Origin of the sequence: uncultured Roseobacter sp. (genome assembly GCF_947495025.1) — a bacterium.
GTDB lineage: Bacteria > Pseudomonadota > Alphaproteobacteria > Rhodobacterales > Rhodobacteraceae > Roseobacter.
Genome location: NZ_CANLXG010000002.1, coordinates 742,747 through 760,307, shown reverse-complemented (window position 1 = coordinate 760,307; position 17,561 = coordinate 742,747). Strand labels below are relative to the sequence as shown.

The 17,561-nt window shown below is 60.9% G+C and carries 14 protein-coding genes; 3 read left to right on the top strand and 11 right to left on the bottom strand.

What is annotated here, in order from left to right:
- Positions 1-38: 38 nt before the first annotated feature.
- From arfB to Q0792_RS11860, 6 genes are all read right to left on the bottom strand, one after another.
- Positions 39-461, bottom strand: coding sequence for an alternative ribosome rescue aminoacyl-tRNA hydrolase ArfB (gene arfB, locus Q0792_RS11885; protein ID WP_298840567.1), 423 nt, complete (start codon positions 459-461; stop codon positions 39-41).
- Between the two features lie 12 nt (positions 462-473).
- A complete protein-coding gene (locus tag Q0792_RS11880; RefSeq protein WP_298840564.1) occupies positions 474-833 on the bottom strand; it encodes a VOC family protein in 360 nt (119 codons plus the stop codon).
- 283 nt (positions 834-1,116) lie between these two features.
- Positions 1,117-1,737: a queuosine precursor transporter gene (locus Q0792_RS11875; RefSeq protein ID WP_298840561.1), complete on the bottom strand. Its 621-nt coding sequence runs from the start codon at positions 1,735-1,737 to the stop codon at positions 1,117-1,119.
- 91 nt (positions 1,738-1,828) lie between these two features.
- Positions 1,829-2,740, bottom strand: coding sequence for an esterase-like activity of phytase family protein (locus Q0792_RS11870; protein ID WP_298840559.1), 912 nt, complete (start codon positions 2,738-2,740; stop codon positions 1,829-1,831).
- Positions 2,713-3,639 carry a penicillin-insensitive murein endopeptidase gene (gene mepA / locus Q0792_RS11865; protein ID WP_298840556.1) on the bottom strand — a complete coding sequence of 309 codons (927 nt, stop codon included), beginning with the start codon at positions 3,637-3,639 and terminating at the stop codon, positions 2,713-2,715. Before mepA ends, Q0792_RS11870 begins: the two co-directional genes overlap by 28 nt.
- Positions 3,636-5,003, bottom strand: coding sequence for an MFS transporter (locus Q0792_RS11860; protein ID WP_298840553.1), 1,368 nt, complete (start codon positions 5,001-5,003; stop codon positions 3,636-3,638). The genes mepA and Q0792_RS11860 overlap by 4 nt, the downstream gene beginning before the upstream one ends.
- Positions 5,004-5,152: 149 nt before the next feature.
- Between Q0792_RS11860 and Q0792_RS11855 the strand changes: the two genes are divergently transcribed.
- From Q0792_RS11855 to yaaA, 3 genes are all read left to right on the top strand, one after another.
- Positions 5,153-5,440, top strand: coding sequence for a YggT family protein (locus Q0792_RS11855; RefSeq protein ID WP_298840551.1), 288 nt, complete (start codon positions 5,153-5,155; stop codon positions 5,438-5,440).
- Between the two features lie 109 nt (positions 5,441-5,549).
- The gene (gene recQ / locus Q0792_RS11850) at positions 5,550-7,595 is read left to right on the top strand and encodes a DNA helicase RecQ (RefSeq protein WP_298840548.1); all 2,046 of its coding nucleotides are present in this window, start codon (positions 5,550-5,552) and stop codon (positions 7,593-7,595) included.
- A 41-nt stretch (positions 7,596-7,636) separates the two neighbouring features.
- The gene (yaaA, locus tag Q0792_RS11845; protein WP_298840546.1) at positions 7,637-8,416 is read left to right on the top strand and encodes a peroxide stress protein YaaA; all 780 of its coding nucleotides are present in this window, start codon (positions 7,637-7,639) and stop codon (positions 8,414-8,416) included.
- Here the strand turns inward: yaaA and Q0792_RS11840 are convergent.
- From Q0792_RS11840 to Q0792_RS11820, 5 genes are all read right to left on the bottom strand, one after another.
- Positions 8,401-10,689, bottom strand: a complete 2,289-nt coding sequence (locus Q0792_RS11840; RefSeq protein WP_298840545.1) for a response regulator — start codon at positions 10,687-10,689, stop codon at positions 8,401-8,403. The two genes, yaaA and Q0792_RS11840, sit on opposite strands and share 16 nt — an antisense overlap.
- 130 nt (positions 10,690-10,819) lie before the next feature.
- Entirely contained in the window at positions 10,820-12,862 is a 2,043-nt protein-coding gene (locus tag Q0792_RS11835; RefSeq protein WP_298840542.1) for a hypothetical protein, read from the bottom strand.
- A complete protein-coding gene (locus Q0792_RS11830; RefSeq protein WP_298840539.1) occupies positions 12,859-15,642 on the bottom strand; it encodes a DUF4159 domain-containing protein in 2,784 nt (927 codons plus the stop codon). The genes Q0792_RS11835 and Q0792_RS11830 overlap by 4 nt, the downstream gene beginning before the upstream one ends.
- Positions 15,639-16,517, bottom strand: coding sequence for a DUF58 domain-containing protein (locus Q0792_RS11825; RefSeq protein ID WP_298840536.1), 879 nt, complete (start codon positions 16,515-16,517; stop codon positions 15,639-15,641). Before Q0792_RS11825 ends, Q0792_RS11830 begins: the two co-directional genes overlap by 4 nt.
- The gene (locus Q0792_RS11820; RefSeq protein ID WP_298840531.1) at positions 16,514-17,521 is read right to left on the bottom strand and encodes a MoxR family ATPase; all 1,008 of its coding nucleotides are present in this window, start codon (positions 17,519-17,521) and stop codon (positions 16,514-16,516) included. Before Q0792_RS11820 ends, Q0792_RS11825 begins: the two co-directional genes overlap by 4 nt.
- Between the last annotated feature and the right edge of the window lie 40 nt (positions 17,522-17,561).

The following is a 17,561-nucleotide window of genomic DNA, read 5'->3' as shown; positions in this document are numbered from 1 at the left end:
CATTGCAGCGATGCGGTCACTCAAATTCGGTGCGCGGGTCAGCCCTCGGGATCGACACGCCCGCGCAGGGATTTCACTTCGCCCCGGACTTTTTTGGCTTTGAGCCGTCGCTTTTTTGAGCCGAGGGTGGGGCGTGTGGCGATCCGGCGTTTGGGCGCGACCAGTGCCTTGCGGATCATCTCTGCCAGACGTTCGCGGATCAGTTCCCGGTTGCGTGCCTGGCTGCGGCTTTCGTCGCATTGCAGAACCAGCGCGCCCTCGGTGGTCCAGCGGCGTCCTGCGAGCCGTTTGAGCCGTGTCTTCACCGCCGGCGGCAGATTTGGTGAGCGCGCGGCCTCGAACCTCAGTTCGACCGCCGAAGAGACCTTGTTCACGTTCTGCCCGCCGGGACCCGAGGCACGCATGAAGCTTTCTGTGAACTCCCAGTCCTCAATGGTGATGTCGCTGTTGATCTCAATCATGCGGCGGTCCGGTTACTCTGCGAGGCGGCCCGAAATGCTGACAGAATTGCCAGATGGGTCCCTGGTATTGGCAAAAACATACCCGTCCGCCTCGTGCAAGGGGCCGAAAACCAGACCCTGTGCTGCGCGCCCGGCTGCAAATCCTGGCACATCGGCGATGGCAAAGACCAGTTTAACAGCGGCCTGGCCCTGGCGCGCACCTTTGCCCGCCGGATGCAGCAGCAAAACAGCGCCGCCCGCTGCCGGGCGCAACTCAACGATCCGGTCGCCGGGCAGATCGTGCCTGGTATAGCCGAAATGATCGCAGTAAAAGGCGGCCATTTCATCGGTTTTGCGGGTGTAGAGGATGAGGCTGGCGAGGGCTGGTGGCATAGAAAATCCCCGGATGGGTTGCCTTGCCGGTGTAACGTAAAAGGGCCACACCCGGAAGTGTGGCCCAATCGAATGGTTTAAGGAGGGGATCGGTTAGACCGAAATCCACTCGGGAGTTCTGCCCGTCAAGGGCTGCCTCAGCAGGCGACCTCCAAAGCTGTTCCGACACCTCGCTCCAATACCTTTCTTGACACTGGATCACCTCCTTTACCTATCTGTTGACGTTGCAGGAATCGTCGCACAGGTTTCGGAAATCACCAAGAGTTTTTTCGTTAACGAATCCCTAACGCACAGCTGCTGCCCGCGCGGTGATCACGCGGAACGGCACGAGTGCCAGCAGGGCGAGGCTGAGTTTGACGGCCCAGTCAGCGACCGCAAGCGACACCCAGAGTGGCGCTTCGGGGCCAAAGCCGAGGACGGGCAGGATTTCGCCGGCCCAGGACACGTCATTTGCGGGCTCGATGAATGCCAGGCTGGCGGAAAAGGCGATGGTGAAGAACAGCGCCGTGTCGACTGTGCTGCCGATAAGCGTCGAGGCCAGCGGTGCGCGCCACCAGCGGCCGTCCCGCAGGGCAGAGAAAATCGCCACATCCAGCAGCTGTGCCGTCAGGAAGGCAAGGCCTGAGCCGACGGCAATACGCAGCGTGACCAGCGGCCCGAATTCACCGATGATCTGTGTGCCGATCAGCGAACAGATGATGCCAACGATGAAGCCCGCAAAGACCACGCGGCGCGCGGCGGCGGCACCGTAAACGCGGTTCATCACGTCGGTCACCAGAAAGGCGAGCGGGTAGGTGAACGCGCCCCAGGTCAGCCAGTTGCCAAAGAGGAACTGCACAAGAATGTTCGAAGCCACCACGATGGCGGCCATGGCAATAATGCCGGGAAGGTGAGCGCGTGTCATAAGATGTATCCGTTTTGACAAGGTTGCGGCACTTGGAGGGCCCGGTCGGGCCGACGGGCGGTCTTTACGGTGGATGTGCGCGGGGCGCAAGTCACTCGGTGAGCACGTATTCCACAATTTCCGACCGCAACAGCCGCAGGAAGTTGTCGTCGGAAACCATTGTCAGTCGGATTTTGCCCGCGTTATCGCGCCAGACCGCGATGCCTTCTAGGTTGCCGTGGGTAAACAGAGGGGTTTCAAGGATTACGCGGATGTCCTCAAACCCTGTGTCGGTGACAGACATACTGCGGATCTGACTGCGAAAGCCAAAGGGGTAGAGTCCCCGCTCCAGCAGATAGAGCCGCCCGTCGGGGCCGAAATCTGCTCCTGTCGGTTTGAACCCCGCGGCCAGTGGCAGGGTAAAGGGCTGCTCCCAGGGATTGGGATGGCTGCGCCTGTAAACGAGCGCTTCCCAGGCGCCCGAGGCGACCCCTTCGGGAATGGCGAAAAGAGTTCCGCTGGCGTCTACAGCCAGCGCTTCCATACCGCCGTTTTGCGGCAGGGCACGCCAGGATCTGGTATAGGCGGGCCATATGGCCGCTGCATCCCAGTCGTCATACCGCAGTACGCGGTGCGCGTGCTCGAACGAGACATTCAGACGCCCTTCTGAATCCAGTGCCAGGCCTTCGGCATCAGTGTGCGGAAACTCGCGTGCGTTGCCAAAATGATCCACCAGTGGTTTGAACGCCGTGACGTCTGCAGAGATCAGCTCATTGTTCTGCCGGATAAAGGTACCCCGGGCAATATGGCCCCTGTCGGTCACAAGGTACCAGGCACTGCCATCCGGCAGGACCTCGATCCCGGAAAACCCGCCGGCCCACTCGGCACCGGTCTCTGTTGCGATCACAGCGCTCAGCTGCGCGGGCTGTTCGGCGGGCGGAACTGCGGGTGGAGCAGGCTTCAGGGCCAGCCAGGGGGCAACCCCCATGGCCATGATCAGCGGGACTGTAAAACGGCGGCGCATTGTGCAGGCAGATCTGCGAGCACAAGGTCGCGTCGGGGTTTACGGGGTTTTGCGTTGGGGTCTGGCGGTGGTGGATTCAGGATGTTGTTGACCCAGGCCTGGGCATCCGCGCAGCCGTCACCGGCGGGCGGCGGTGCCTGATCAATGCATCCCTCCGCCCCGGCAGGGCATTTCAGACGCACGTGGAAATGATAGTGGTGTCCGAACCAGGGCCGCACCTTGTTGAGCCATGATCTGTCGCCTTTTGCATCCTGGCACATACGGACCTTGGCACCGGGAAAAATAAATATCCGAGCCACCCGCGGGTCAGAGGCGGCGGCTCTGATGATCTCCTGATGCGCGGGCGTCCAGTTGTCGTTGACAAAAGCACCGCGATCACGCCGCAGGGAAATTGACGAGATATTTTCGCGTTCCGAAGCAGACAATGCAAGATTGTCCGCAGGCCGCAGCCAGATATCCGCGTCCAGCCCGATCTGGTGGCTCGCATGACCTGTCAGCATCGGGCCGCCGCGTGGCTGGCTGAGATCTCCGACATAGAGACCGTTCCAGCCGGGTTGCTGTGCTGCCTTGCGGCTGAGGTCCTGGACAAAGTCGACGGTTTCGGGATGCGCCCAGTTGCGGTTGCGCGACAGGCGCATGGCCTGCCACGTCGGTCCGGTTTCGGGCAGTTGGGCCGCCCCTGCGACGCAGCCTTTTGCATAGCTGCCCAGTGGGCCGGGTCGCTGGGCAGAGGCCTCTTTTTTGGCGCCAAAGAGCTGTTTTGCGATCGCATTCGAATTGCCCGATGTCGCGATGACCGGCTCGGGGGGTGCCAGCACCTCCGGGGCAGGGGCTTCGTCGCAGCTGGCAAGGATCAGGCCGGCGATGGCAGTCAGAAGTCCGATGGACAGGCGTGTCATTCTGCGCGGTCTCCTTTTGGGTTAACCCATATGAGCACAATCAGGGCGAGTACGAAAAGCCCGATCAGCGGCGAAATGCCCAGACGTGCGTTTTCGGTTGCTGTGGTGACGACGCTGATCAGCAGAGGGGCCAGGAACGCAGTGGCCTTGCCCGACAGAGCAAAAAGACCAAAGGCTTCGGTCGGGCGGTCTGGATTGGTGTGGCGCACCATCATCGAACGGGATGCGGCATAAAGCGCGCCGCCTGCGCCGCCAATGGCCGCGCCACAGACAAAAAAGGTGATGTCTGGCAGAGATGAGCCTGGTGCCAGAGCCATCCCGAAAAAGGTTTCGCGTGACATGCCGACGATCACGCTGCAGACCACGATCAGAATGAAGATACAGACCCGGATGACCGGTTTGGGGCCGTATTTCTCATCGAAAAGGCCACCAACCCAGGTCGCGATCGCCGCGGTGATGGCCCCGATGATCCCGAAGATTGCGATGTTGGTGAGCGACCAGTCCAGCACCAGCCGGGCGTAGACGCCGCCGAAGCCATAAAGCGCGTTGAGCGCATCGCGGTAAAGCATTGAGGAGCCGAGGTAGGCGGCAAGGCTCGGGCGTCTGAGCACCTGTGCCAGAGAGGCGCGCAGATCTGCCATAGCCGCAGAGAACCCCCCCTGTTTCACGGTCGGTTTCGGCTCCCGCACCCAGGCAAAGTAGGGGATCATAAACAGCACAAACCACCCGGCGATAAAGGGGCCGACAAACCGTGTGCCCTCGCTCTGTGAAGCGTCCAGCCCAAGTGCCGGTGCCAGACCGATGAGCGTTGTGCCGGCCTCCGGATTGGCCTCGAAGAAAAACAGCAGCATGATGAAAAGCGATACCACGCCACCCCAGTAGCCCAGCGATGCGCCTATGCCGCTGATCTTGCCGATGGTGTCCTCGTCTCCCAGACCCGGCAGCTGCGCATTCACAAAGATCAGAGCGAATTCTGCGGCAACAAATCCGATGGCAAAAGCGTAAAGGCAGAACCAGAGCGCCGATCCGTCAGGGACCATGTACCAGAGCGACGCAGAGGCAACGACATAGACAACCGAAAAAGCAATGATCCAGGGCATCCGCCGTCCCGTGCTGTCTGCATATGCGCCGATCACCGGCCCCAGGGCAGCAATAAAAAGGCCGGCGACCAGCTGGGCATTGGCCCAGACGCTTTGCGCACGCGCGTCAGCGGCGTCTTCGCTCATACCGGAAGCCGTAAAAAAATCTGTTGCGACGCCAGCGAAATAAGGTCCGAAGATGAAAGTCAGACCCAGCGTGTAATAGGGTTGTGCAGCCCAGTCGAAGGCGAACCAGCCCCAGATCCGCTTCTTTTCTGCTGTCATGTCCGCCTGCCTCTTTAGGGTATCTTAAGCTAAAACAGGCACAAGGCTGCGGCGCAAGCACGGCTTTGACGTTTTTGCACAGGGGGCCGGCTCTTGCCCTTTGCCGGTTGCCTGCTTAACTGGGAAGCGTCGCAAGGAAAGGACCCCTGATGCAATCGCTGTTCGAAATTCTGATGCTGCTGCTGAACGTCGTGTGGTTCTTTATCATTGCACATGTGATCATGAGCTGGCTGATTAATTTTCAGGTCCTGAATACGCAACAGCAGCTTGTGGCGCAGATCTGGTATGGCCTGAACCGACTGCTGGAACCGATCTACGGGCCGGTGCGCCGGATGCTGCCGCAGATGGGCGGTATTGACCTGGCCCCCCTGGCGGTGCTGCTGATCGTTGCGATCCTGCGTATTGTGCTTGTGAACAACTACGCACTCTTCATCTGATCTCATAAAAATTGCCGGTTTATGTGTCCTGCTGACGCGGCAGGCCTTGTTCACGAATCCTTAGTGTGGGAGTCTGCATAAAAAGAGCAGACAATTTTACAGGGTTCCCATGACAGGCGCTGCCACGCTGTTACGTGATGTATTCGGATTCAACAGCTTCAGGCCTGGCCAGGAAGATATTGTTGCTGCCGTAGCGACCGGGCAGAACGTACTGGCAATTATGCCCACCGGTGGTGGTAAATCCCTCTGTTTTCAGCTTCCTGCACTAATTCGTGACGGCGTCACGGTGGTAATCTCTCCGCTGATCGCTCTGATGCGCGACCAGGTGCGCGCACTGCAGGAAGCAGGCGTATCCGCCGGCGCCCTGACATCTGGCAACACCCCCGAAGAGACCGACGCGGTTTTTGCCGCACTGGAAGCAGGGCAGCTGAAACTGCTTTACATGGCGCCGGAGCGTCTGGCATCGGGCGGCTCGCTTGGGCTTCTGCGGCGGGCCTGCGTTTCAATGATCGCCGTGGATGAGGCGCATTGTGTCAGTCAGTGGGGCCATGATTTTCGCCCAGATTACCTGCGGATCGGCGCATTGCGGCGCGATCTTGGTGTACCGCTGGCTGCCTTCACGGCGACCGCGGACGCCGAAACCCGGCAGGAGATTGTTGAAAAACTGTTTGACGGCGAAGCACCGACGTCTTTCCTGCACGGCTTTGACCGTCCGAACATACATCTCGCCTTTCTGGCCAAGAACAGCCCGCGACGGCAGATTCTGGATTTCGCAGAAGCACGCCGGGGACAGTCTGGTATCGTCTACTGCGGCACGCGTGCCAAAACCGAAGGGCTGGCCGCCGGTCTGCGCGAGGCCGGTCACACCGCGTTACATTATCACGGTGGGATGGAGGCCGAGGACCGGCGGATCGCGGAGCGACGTTTTCAGCAGGAAGACGGCCTGATCGTTGTGGCCACCGTCGCTTTTGGTATGGGTATCGACAAGCCGGACATCCGGTGGGTCGCGCACGCTGATCTGCCCAAATCGATCGAAGCGTACTATCAGGAAATCGGACGTGCCGGACGCGATGGCGCCCCGGCTGAAACGCTGACCCTGTTCGGACCAGAGGATATCCGGCTGCGCCGGTCCCAGATCGACGAGGGTCTGGCTCCTCCGGAACGACGCGCGGCGGATCATGCCCGGCTGAATGCGCTTCTTGGCCTCGCCGAAGCACTGAGTTGCAGACGCGAAACACTTCTGCGGTATTTTGGTGAACAGAATGTCACCTGCGGCAAGTGTGATCTCTGTGATACTCCGGCAGATGTGTTTGACGGGACAACGGCTGTGCGCAAGGCACTGTCGGCGATCCTGCGCACCGGAGAAAACTTCGGAGCGGGCCATCTGATCGATATTCTGACGGGTAACGAAACGGACAAAGTCCGTCAGCGCGGCCACGAGGCTCTGCCAACTTTTGCAGTTGGTCAGGAGTATGACCGTCGCCAGTGGCAGGCGGTGTTCCGTCAGATGATGGGTCACGATCTTGTGCGCCCTGACCCGGAACGCCACGGTGCGCTGCGGATGACGGATGCAGCGCTGCCGATTCTGCGCGATCAGGCGAAGATATCGCTGCGGCGCGACAGTATCAAAGCCGCAACCGCATCGCGCCGGCCGGCGGTCAAAGCGATGGTATCTGATGAAGATGCACCGCTGTTGTCCGCACTCAAGGCAAAGCGCCGGGCGATTGCCGAGGCTGCCCGCGTTCCGGCGTATATCATTTTCACCGACAGGACGCTTATCGAGATGGCTGAGAAGCGACCGAACACTCTTGATGCAATGGCCGGCATTGGTGGTGTCGGTGCGAAAAAGCTCGACAGCTACGGTGACGCATTCCTCGAAGTGATCGCGGGCGATGCCCCGCAGATGCACCCGACCCGACGCAAACTGGCCGGGCGTGCGGCAGGGTCGGTCTATGACCGCCTGCTTGAGGTGCAGGCCAGTCTCGCGCGTGGCGAAGGGGGGCAGGACAAGCCTCTGAGCTGTCCGGCGTCGCTGCTGGCGCGGGTGGCACAGCTTCGTGCGCCGGATCCGGTACTGCTGCAGAAACTGCTGGGAGAGCGCCGGGCCGAGAGATTTGGCCCAGCGTTTCTGGACGTCCTGCGAGAGGCGGGCTAGATCACGCGCAAAGACCGGGGTAGCCGACAGAGGAGACGCAGATGCTGGTGGTGATTTCGCCTGCCAAACGACTGGACTGGGACGCGCGCGCTGACCAGACAACAGAGCCGCTATTCCAGAAGGACGCCATGCGTCTCGCCCGGACGGCCCGCAATCTCACACTGGGCGGCCTCAGGGATCTGATGGGTCTGAGCGATGATCTGGCTCGGCTTAACCGGGACCGGTTTCAGGCATTTCAGGAAATGCCCGACGCAGATATCACGCGACCGGCCGTGATGGCCTTTGCCGGGGACACGTATCAGGGCCTCGGGGCAGGCAGTCTTTCGCAGGAAGATCTGGCCTGGGCTCAGGATCACCTGCGGATTCTGTCTGGCCTCTATGGTATATTGCGTCCGATGGATGCCATCCAGCCATACCGGCTGGAAATGGGCAGCCGCCTGAAAACGCGCCGCGGTACCAGTCTTTATGATTACTGGCGTGATTCCCTGTCAGAGCATCTCAATGCCCAGGCCGGAACGGTCGGTACAGAAGTTCTCGTCAATTGTGCAAGCCAGGAATATTTCGGTGCCGTTGCTCCCAAAGCGCTGAAGCTGCGTGTGATAACGCCTGCCTTCATGGAAGACAAAGACGATGGCAAAGGCCCAAGAATGGTGAGCTTCTTTGCCAAAAAGGCACGGGGTGCGATGGCGCGTTTCATCGTCACGAACAGGCTGACTGACCCTCAGGCGCTGCTGGATTTTGATACTGGTGGATATTCTTATCGTGCCGACCTTTCGGTCGAAGACAAACCCGTCTTTGTGCGCCCTTATCCAGCTTCCTGATCCGGTTCCGGCACGGGGCTGACTGCGCCTGCGGGGCAGTGCGCCAGAACACGTGACACGATTTCGGCTTTGCGCAACGGTTTCGTCATGTAGTGATCCAGACCCGCGGCGAGGATTTCCTTCTCGTCGCCGGCCATCGCGTGGGCGGTCAGTGCAACGATCGGAACACGGGTACCGCTGCCTTCTTCGAGTTCACGGATTTTGGTGGCCGCTCCTTTTCCGTCGAGCCGTGGCATTGAGATGTCCATAAAGATCAGGTCCGGATCAGATGTTTTCCACGCCTCGACGGCTTCTATGCCGTCACAGGCAAACTCAAGATCAATGTCCAGCGATTTGACCATTTTCGAGAATACCAGCCGGTTGGTTTTGTTGTCTTCGGCTGCCAGTACCCGCATCTTCCTGGGCTCGACGGGTTCGGGCGCTGCCTCTGACGGTTCAGCTGCCATCACTTCGTCATCGGCCGGCAGAGTGTCTTCCGCCGTCGGTGAAGTGCCTGTTTTATGCCGGAAGGTGGGTAGTACGGGCGCAGGTTTATCAACAGCAAACTTCCCAAAGCATTCATCAGACAGCCAGTGATGCAGGTCGCTGCGCACGAAAGGGCGCTGCACAAGCTTGTTTGATGCGTCCTTGTCCGGGTTCTTGCGGGCGTTGCCGATATTGCGGCACATCACATAGACTGGCCCGTTGTGACCCGCGCTGCGCACCTCGGCGGCCAGCGACAGTCCGTTCCGGTCCGGCAGATCATAGTCGGACATGATCAGATCGACGCTGTCGTCCAGCCTTGTCAGAGCGTTTTCCGCAGTATTGCAGGTCGTCACCCGCAGCCCGAGCTGTTCAAGCTGCTGACACAGATGGTTCTGCTCTGCGTTGGTTCCGTCCACCAGCAATACGTGTCGCAACGCATCGGCCATATCCGGTGGTTCGAGCAGTGCGGGGCCCGTCGTTTTCAGATCAACTTCGAAACTGAATTCCGAACCGCTGCCTTCTTCAGAAGTCACCCAGATCCGGCCACCCATCATGCCGACCAGCCGCTGTGTGATCGCCAGACCCAGACCGGTCCCGTCAAACTGGCGGTTGCGTTCGTTTTCAACCTGGTTGAATTCGCCAAAAATCAGATCGATCTGGTCTTCGGGGATTCCGATCCCTGTATCGCAGACACTGACCCTGAGGCGTATCGTTTCGCTGTTCTCATCCGGTTGCCCCCGGACCCGCACAACCACATGGCCCTCTGCGGTGAATTTAACGGCATTGCCGATGAGGTTTGTCAGAACCTGGCGGATCCGGCCCGGATCACCCACGAGGTTGCCGGTCAGGCCGGGCTCATAATCCATCAGCAGGCTGATCCCTTTGTCCTGGGCAGACGCCTGCAGCAGGGTCAGGACGTCGTAAATCGCCTTTTCCAGATCAAAGGGCTCGGGATGCAGTTCCAGCCGGTCCGCCTCGATTTTCGAATAGTCGAGCACGTCATTGATGATAACGAGCAGCGCTTCGCCGGACCGTTTGATCGTATCGACGTACAGCTCCTGTTCCTCGTCCAGTTCGCTCTCCAGGAGCAGGTCGGCCATGCCCACAACGCCGTTCATCGGGGTACGTAACTCATGACTCATATTGGCCAGGAATGCTGACTTGGCCCGGTTGGCGATCTCCGCGGTCTGTCGGGCGGCCTTGAGTTTCTTTTCGTACTCGACAGATTCTGTGATGTTCAGCCCCAGAGAGATAATGTCTCCGTCCGGGCCGCGCTGATCAAGCAGGCGGATGTACTGACCGTTCCAGAGCTGGATCACTTCGGGCGGCGGATCAGGCAATTGCATCCGCTCGATCATATATTGTCGCCAGTCCGCCGGACGCATGCTGCCCGTATTGACAATACCTTCATCTGTCAGCACCTGCAGGATCGTGACGTAGCTCACGCCCGGTTTGATTTCTTCGAGGCCGTCAAAAACCGCGAGATAGGACGGGTTGGCCATGATCATCTCGAAATCAGGCGAGAAGAATGCAAACCCGTCCTTGATGGTCTCGATGGAATGCCACAGCCTGCGTTCCACACGCTGGATCTTTTCCTGTGCGGCACTGAGATCTGATTTTACACGCTTGTTCTCGTCGCGGACGGTTGCGACCTCGGCCCTGGTCTCGACGATCTGATCGGTCAGATTGCGCGCGTGCTGACCCAGCTTGCGATTAGCCGCAAAGAGTTCGGCCTGCTTGACCTCAAGCAGCCGTTCTGCGGCAAGTCGCCGGCGTCGTTCTTCTGCCAGAATGTTGGCAAGGGTCATAATATCAATCGCAGGTTGGTCAGTGCAGACTGGCCTGTGATAGCTGCTTCACGGTGAATAACTGCTTAATCTGGGCCGGCCTGCAGGTGCGCTTCTGTGAACTTTCGTGTCAGAATGCACCTCTGGGCAGTTACCGTCTGCCCTCACGTAACCATGCGGTTGTAATCAGCGCTGCAGTGAGCAACAGGACCAGCCAGCCTGGCAACAGAGTCGTCTGTCGCACATCACGCGTTTCATAGGCATTCCTGGGTGTCAGACCGATCCAGCCGCGTCCCGCAGCGGGACGGCCTTCGCGTACATCGCGAAGACGTGGCAACCCGTCTTCGAGGCGGACGACACCACCACGGACACCGGCAATGACGGGCGCCAGAATATCACCAGTGGAGATTGTCTGTTCAAATTCACGGGGCGCTGCCGGACCAAGTCCGATGACCGCAATCTGATCACCATTTTCCAGACGATAGAGCCCGATCTCGGGGCCCTCGAAAACGGTTTCGAAAACGCCTGGCCGGCTTTCCGTCAGCTCAAGCTCGGTCACATTTCCCGAAGGATCTGTCAGGCGCAGGGGTGGTACGTCATCTTCAAGTGTCCGGCGCTGGATGCGCATTGTCTGGCCGGTGGCCTGGGCTGTCAGCGCTTCTTCCTCAAGTTCCGGCTCCTTCATCATCCAGTGTGCCAGCCGCCGGAGCAGTTCCAGCTGGGGGCCACCGCCCTCATAGCCACGGTTCCACAGCCAGGCATGATCGGATGCCAGCAGTGCCACACGCCCCGCGCCGACGCGGTCGAGCACCAGCAGCGGACGATCACCTGTACCGGACATAACGGTGTGGCCCGTTGTGCTCGTAATCTCGACCTGGCGCAGCCAGCGCCCCCAGTCGCCACCGCCCGGCAGGCCCGTGCTGACAGGGTGGCGCTCGCCGAGATCTGTGACGGTTGGCCGGTATGGCTGATCCACGACGCGCGCCGTCGGTGCGCCGGGCAGAACAGAGCCGAGAGGCGACCGGAAAAGGCTGTCAGCACCCGCGAAATCAGGACCAGCTGCCACCAGTACGGCACCGCCGGCGCGAATATAACTGGCCACGTTATCAAGATAGAGCGAGGGCAGGATGCCGCGGCGTTTATAGCGGTCAAAAATGATCAGGTCGAAATCATCGATCTTTTCCAGAAACAGTTCCCGTGTCGGAAAGGCGATCAGAGACAGTTCGCTGACCGGTACGCCGTCCTGTTTTTCGGGTGGGCGCAGAATGGTGAAATGCACCAGATCCACCGAGCTGTCTGATTTCAGCAGGTTGCGCCAGGTGCGTCCACCAGGGTGGGGTTCCCCCGAGACCAGCAGTACGCGGAGCCTGTCGCGCACGCCGTTCATCTGAATGAGCGCTTTGTTGTTGCGGTCGGTCAGTTCGCCATCGGCGGTGGGGACGGTGAACTCGATAACATTGCGACCGCCATGCGGCAGGGTGACCGGCAGCTCGATGTCCTGCCCCAGCGGAACCTGAAACTCCTGAGGCTCAGCCCCGTCGACGGAGATCAGCAGCGGAGCGATAACCGAGCCCGCAGGGGCGGCACCCATATCCTCGACGCGCAGCGTCAGTGTGACGGGCTCTCCGATAATGGCAAAGGCGGGGGCATTGCGGATCGACAGGCGACGGTCCCAGTCGGTCTCCTTTCCTGTCATCAGCAGGTGCATCGGTGCCGGCAGATTTACCGGCAGGTCTGCGTCATGCACCCGCCCGTCGCTCAGGGCAATAATGCCGGCAATGCGCGCGCGCGGCTCTTCGGCCAGAGTCGAGGACAACGCGGTCATCAGCTGGGTACCTGCGTCGCCCTCGCCATCCGGTATCGCCACGCGCCGCACTTCTGTATTGGCGCGCGCCCCGATCCTGGCGGCCAGTTCATCGGCGGCGCTGACTGTCTGCTCGGGACGGTCTGACAACTGCTGGCTGGCGCTTTCGTCTTCCAGCATCACCACAATATCGGTGAGCGGCGCGCGGTCTTCCTGCTGATACGACGGATTACAGAGCGCACCGAGTACGACGGCAGCTGCCAGCCCCCGAAGCGCCCAGCCATTGAGGCCACGGAGCGCCGCGAGCACGACAGAAATCGTCGCAATGACCGCCACCATGGTGACCATCGCCCAGGGGATGAGCGGGTCAAATATGACTGTCCCCGTCACTGGCCGAGCCTGTCAAGCAGGGCAGGCACATGGACCTGGTCGGATTTGTAGTTGCCCGTCAGCACATGCATCACAAGGTTGATGCCAAACCGGTAGGCCAGTTCGCGCTGACGCTCTCCGGTAAAGCCCCTGCCGACCGGTACCATCGGCGAGCCGTTCGCATTGATGGCCCAGGCGGCCGCCCAGTCGTTGCCACCAATGACCACGGGCGTGACACCGTCGTTCAGGTTGCGGAACGGCATGCCTTCGATCTGCTCGGCATCGGGCGGGGCTGCTTCTACCCAGACCTCGCGGCTGGTGTGGCGGCCCGGAAAGTCCTGCAACAGATAGAAAGTGCGCGTCAGCACATGATCAACGGGCAATGGTTCAAGCGGTGGGATGTCGAGCGGTGCTGCAAGATCCTGCAGTTTGCGCCCGTTCGGTGACGCGCCCCCAAAACGGGCGATATCAGCATCACGGGTGTCAAACAGAATAAGGCCGCCAGAGCGCAGGTATGCATTGAGTTTGGCGTACGCCTCGGACGAAGGACGCGGTTGTCCGGTGGTTACCGGCCAGTACAGGATCGGGAAAAAGGCAAGCTCGTCGGTTTCCAGATTGACACCTACCGGGTCGGCAGGCTCCACCGATGTCCGGAAATAAAGCGTCTGCGAAAGGCCCGTCAGCCCCGCTTCTGACAACTCGTCCACGCGACGGTCACCGGTGATCACGTAGGCCAGAACCATTTCTGCGGTGGCATTCAGCGCAAAGGCGTCGGCCTGTGCGTTAGTTTCCTGGGCATGGGCGGCAGGGGGTGGGAGGAACAGAAGGGCGAGAAGAGCAATTGCTGCAGTGTTGCTGTTCACGCGGCCCAGAAGCCGGCCTGAAAGCGCCAGAGAGGCAACAACGTCAGCAAGCAGCAACAGGATCGACAGGCTGAGCAGCCATCCGGCAATGGGTTGTTCGGGCGGTACAGCAAACCCACGGATTGGAATATCCGCGGGCCAGGTCGCGGCCGTCAGAGTGGTATCCGCACCGATGACATTACGGGCCAGGCGCCGGTCGCCATCGGCATAGATGCCCGGTTGCATGTCAGGCCCTGCCGGCGCCTCCAGCAGATCAGGTCCGGGCACGCCCGGCAGAGTGCCGGCGTCCGACAGCACGCCAAACCCGTCCATCACCTGTTCGGGTGTCCATGTGGTGCCCTCCAGCTGGGATGCATCGGGCGCTGAAGCTGATGAGGAAACAGCCAGCCGTTCCAGCATCTGCACAAACAGACCTGAGAGCGGAAGCGTCGACCAGTCGGCTGTTGCAGTGATGTGAAAGAGAACAATCTGCCCCTGCTCGCGGGCCTTGCGGGTGACGAGCGGCGTGCCATCCGTCAGTTCGGCAATCACCCGTTCGGCCAGCGTCGGATCAGGTTGTGCCATGACCTGGCTGGTGATCTGTACATCATCCGGGATGCGCAGGCCGAAGAAAGGAGAACTTTCGCGGAAAGGGGCGAGGCTCTTTGGCTGGCCCCAGCTCATCGCCCCGCCGACGGTGCGGCCACCGGTGCGCAGTCTCACCGGCATCATCGGGTCCTCGTCGATCCGCGAGATATCACTGGCAGCGACCCGTGGTCCGGCAAAGCGGACCAGCAGACCACCATTGTCAATCCAGGTACCCAGATCTTCGGTTTCAGCAGGCGACAGGGTCGCCACATCGGCCAGAACGATCACATCCGGGTTAGCGGGCAGAACATCGCTGATCGCGCCGCGGATAAGGTCGGCATTGGGCGCCAGTGCCTGTTCGATGTAGTGCAGCGGGGAAAGCAGTTGCAGACCCTCACGGCTTTCCCGGCCTGCGATCAGCGCAACCTCGCGACGGCGCAGTGCATCATCTGCGAGGGTTGTGGCGCCTGCAGAGCGCTGGCCCTGGATATCGAAACGCGTGATCCGTGCCCGCAGTTCTGCCGGCAGGGAGAGTGCTGTCGTTGCTTCTGTCTCGCCCGACGCGAAGACCGCACCGGCACTTGCAAGGATCGATGCGTTGCCGGCAGGATCACGACCCTGCGCCTGAATGACAATCTCCTGTTCCGGCCCGGCTGCGGCGCGCAGCGCGGTCAGCTGCACTGCACCGTCTTCAAAGCCTGCGGGACTGAGAGCGACGACGTTTGCAGCAGTCTGATAAATTTCAACAGCACCTGCGGCCCGGAACGCGTCCAGCACATCTGTGCGGCCGGGATAGTCCAGCCCATCGCTGAACCACATCGTGTCAAAGCTGCCAAGCTCATCCGCGAAAGAAACAGCCTGCGCGGAACGTGCCGCATCGGGTTGCCATGCTGCAGGGCGGAACCCCGGCAGGCGGCTGCGCCAGACATCTGCTGCCTGAAAAACCGGTGGCTCAGGTCGTGCCATGTCAAGGAAGGCAACGGTCCTGCCCGCGCGGCCCGCGCGCGTCAGCTGTGCCTCAATGGCCTCTGACTGTTCAGTCCAGCGGGTCGCGCCACCCCAGCTGCCATCAAGAACAATCAGCAGGGGACCATCGCCGCGGGACGCCTCAGCCTCGGGGTTGAGCACAGGCCCCGCAAGGCCAGTGATTACTGCCGCCACCGCCAGAATGCGCAATAACAGCAGCCACCACGGCGTGCGGTCACTTACGCTTTCGTCGTCTTTCAGTCCCAGAAGCAGTGCCACACCCGGAAAGCGACGCCGGATCGGTGCAGGTGGCACGGCGCGCAGAATAAGCCACAGTATGGGCAGCGCCAGCAGTGCAATCAGCAGCCACGGTGCGGTGAAACCTATGCCACCCAGTACGGTCATCTGGCACTGCCTGTGTCGAGTGCCCGGTAAAGCCAGAGCAGAGCGGACAGCGCGGTGTTATCTGTGTGATGCTGACCGTACTGCCACCCTGTGAGAGCGCAGAGTTCAGAAAGCTCGGCCTTGCGAAGGGCGAGGCGTTCAAGATACCGGTCGCGCAACTCACTGGCTTTCAGTGTCTCATGGCTGAGGCTGCCGCCAACGCTCTCAAAAATTGTACGGCCCCGAAACGGGAAGGCCTCTTCAGACGGGTCAAGCAGATGCAGCAGAACGCCGCGCACACCGCGGTCAGCGGCTTTTGTCAGCGCCAGCCGGACTTCTGAAACGTCCCACATAAAATCCGAGATAAACACGGCACGGGCCGAGGGGATCATCGCGCGATGTTCCGGCGGGCTGTAGTCTTCCTTTGCGTCCTGCACAAACATTTCAGCCAGGCGCAGAATCTGCGTGTTGCCGCGCCGGGGTGGCAGCAGCGTGCCCGTCAGCCCGACCCGTTCGCCCCCCCGCACCAGCAGTATTGCCGCAGCCAGCCCTAGTAAGCGCGCGCGATCGGCTTTCTGTGGCAGGGCCTCGTCGCTGGTGAACCGCATCGATGCACCCTGATCGACCCAGAACATCACCGACTGCGCAATCTGCCACTCGCGTTCGCGCACGAACTTTGTGTCACCTCTGGCAGAACGCCGGTGATCAATCATGCGGCGGCTGTCGCCGGCCTGTGCAGGTCGGTATTGCCAGAAATCATCGCCCATACCAGCCCGTCGCCGGCCATGATCCCCCAGCAGAACAGAACCTGCCAGATGCTCTGCCCGGGCCAGAAGAGCAGGCAGTGCAGCGGCCTCGGTCTCGGCATGGGCACGAAGGGCGGTGGCTGTGTTCACGCTGCGGCCTTTGTTCCGGCAAGATCAGCAGCGGTCGTTTCAATGAGTCCCTGAAGACTGTCGCCCCGGGCGCGGGCGGCGAAGTTCAGCGCCATCCGGTGGCTGAGGACCGGTCGCGCCATGTCGAGCACGTCCTCTGCAGACGGTGCCAGACGACCCTGCAGCAGGGCGCGCGCGCGCACCGTCAGCATCAGCGCCTGCGCCGCGCGGGGGCCAGGACCCCAGGCGACGGTCTCCCGCACCCGCTGGCTGGCGCTTTCCTCTTCGGGCCGGAAGGCGCGGACCAGATCGAGGATCATCTCTACTACACTGTCACCAACCGGCATCCGGCGCAGCAGTTGCTGGGCCGCCAGAAGCTCGGCGGCCGAAAAGACTTCGGTCGATTCCTCTTCGACGTCGCCTGTTGTGGCCAGCAGAATATCCCGCTCTGTCGCGCGGTCCGGATAGGCAACATCAATCTGAACGAGAAAACGGTCCAGTTGCGCTTCGGGCAGAGGGTAGGTCCCTTCCTGTTCGATCGGGTTCTGCGTGGCAAGTACGTGAAACGGTATGCCCAGAGCGCGGTTTTCCCCTGCAACAGTCACGGTTTTCTCCTGCATCGCTTGGAGGAGCGCGGACTGTGTGCGGGGCGAGGCCCGGTTAATTTCGTCCGCCATCAGCAGCTGGCAGAAGATCGGCCCCTGAATGAACCGGAATGCACGGGACCCGTCCGCGGCGGTGTCCAGAACCTCTGAGCCCAGAATATCCGCTGGCATCAGGTCAGGTGTGAACTGGACGCGATTACCGTGCAGTCCCATGACCGTTGACAGCGTTTCCACAAGGCGGGTCTTGCCAAGTCCAGGCAGACCGATCAGCAGGCCATGCCCTCCACAAAGCAGCGCGGTCAGGGTCAGTTCCACAACCCGTTCCTGTCCGATGAACCGTTTGGTGATCGAATTCCTGGCCGCGTTCAGTTTATCGCCAAGCGCTTCAATCTGCGCGACCATGTCTTCTGCATCACTCATGACAACGTGCTCCGATGGGTTATATGTCTGATGTAACTCT

Bases quoted from the DNA above. Each gene is read 5' to 3' on its own strand.
- Q0792_RS11870 (WP_298840559.1), bottom strand. From the start codon at position 2,740: ATGCGCCGCCGTTTTACAGTCCCGCTGATCATGGCCATGGGGGTTGCC.
- Q0792_RS11860 (WP_298840553.1), bottom strand. From the start codon at position 5,003: ATGACAGCAGAAAAGAAGCGGATCTGGGGCTGGTTCGCCTTCGACTGG.
- Q0792_RS11820 (WP_298840531.1), bottom strand. From the start codon at position 17,521: ATGAGTGATGCAGAAGACATGGTCGCGCAGATTGAAGCGCTTGGCGAT.
- mepA (WP_298840556.1), bottom strand. From the start codon at position 3,639: ATGACACGCCTGTCCATCGGACTTCTGACTGCCATCGCCGGCCTGATC.
- Q0792_RS11880 (WP_298840564.1), bottom strand. From the start codon at position 833: ATGCCACCAGCCCTCGCCAGCCTCATCCTCTACACCCGCAAAACCGAT.
- Q0792_RS11840 (WP_298840545.1), bottom strand. From the start codon at position 10,689: ATGACCCTTGCCAACATTCTGGCAGAAGAACGACGCCGGCGACTTGCC.
- arfB (WP_298840567.1), bottom strand. From the start codon at position 461: ATGATTGAGATCAACAGCGACATCACCATTGAGGACTGGGAGTTCACA.
- Q0792_RS11830 (WP_298840539.1), bottom strand. From the start codon at position 15,642: ATGACCGTACTGGGTGGCATAGGTTTCACCGCACCGTGGCTGCTGATT.
- Q0792_RS11855 (WP_298840551.1), top strand. From the start codon at position 5,153: ATGCAATCGCTGTTCGAAATTCTGATGCTGCTGCTGAACGTCGTGTGG.
- recQ (WP_298840548.1), top strand. From the start codon at position 5,550: ATGACAGGCGCTGCCACGCTGTTACGTGATGTATTCGGATTCAACAGC.
- Q0792_RS11875 (WP_298840561.1), bottom strand. From the start codon at position 1,737: ATGACACGCGCTCACCTTCCCGGCATTATTGCCATGGCCGCCATCGTG.
- yaaA (WP_298840546.1), top strand. From the start codon at position 7,637: ATGCTGGTGGTGATTTCGCCTGCCAAACGACTGGACTGGGACGCGCGC.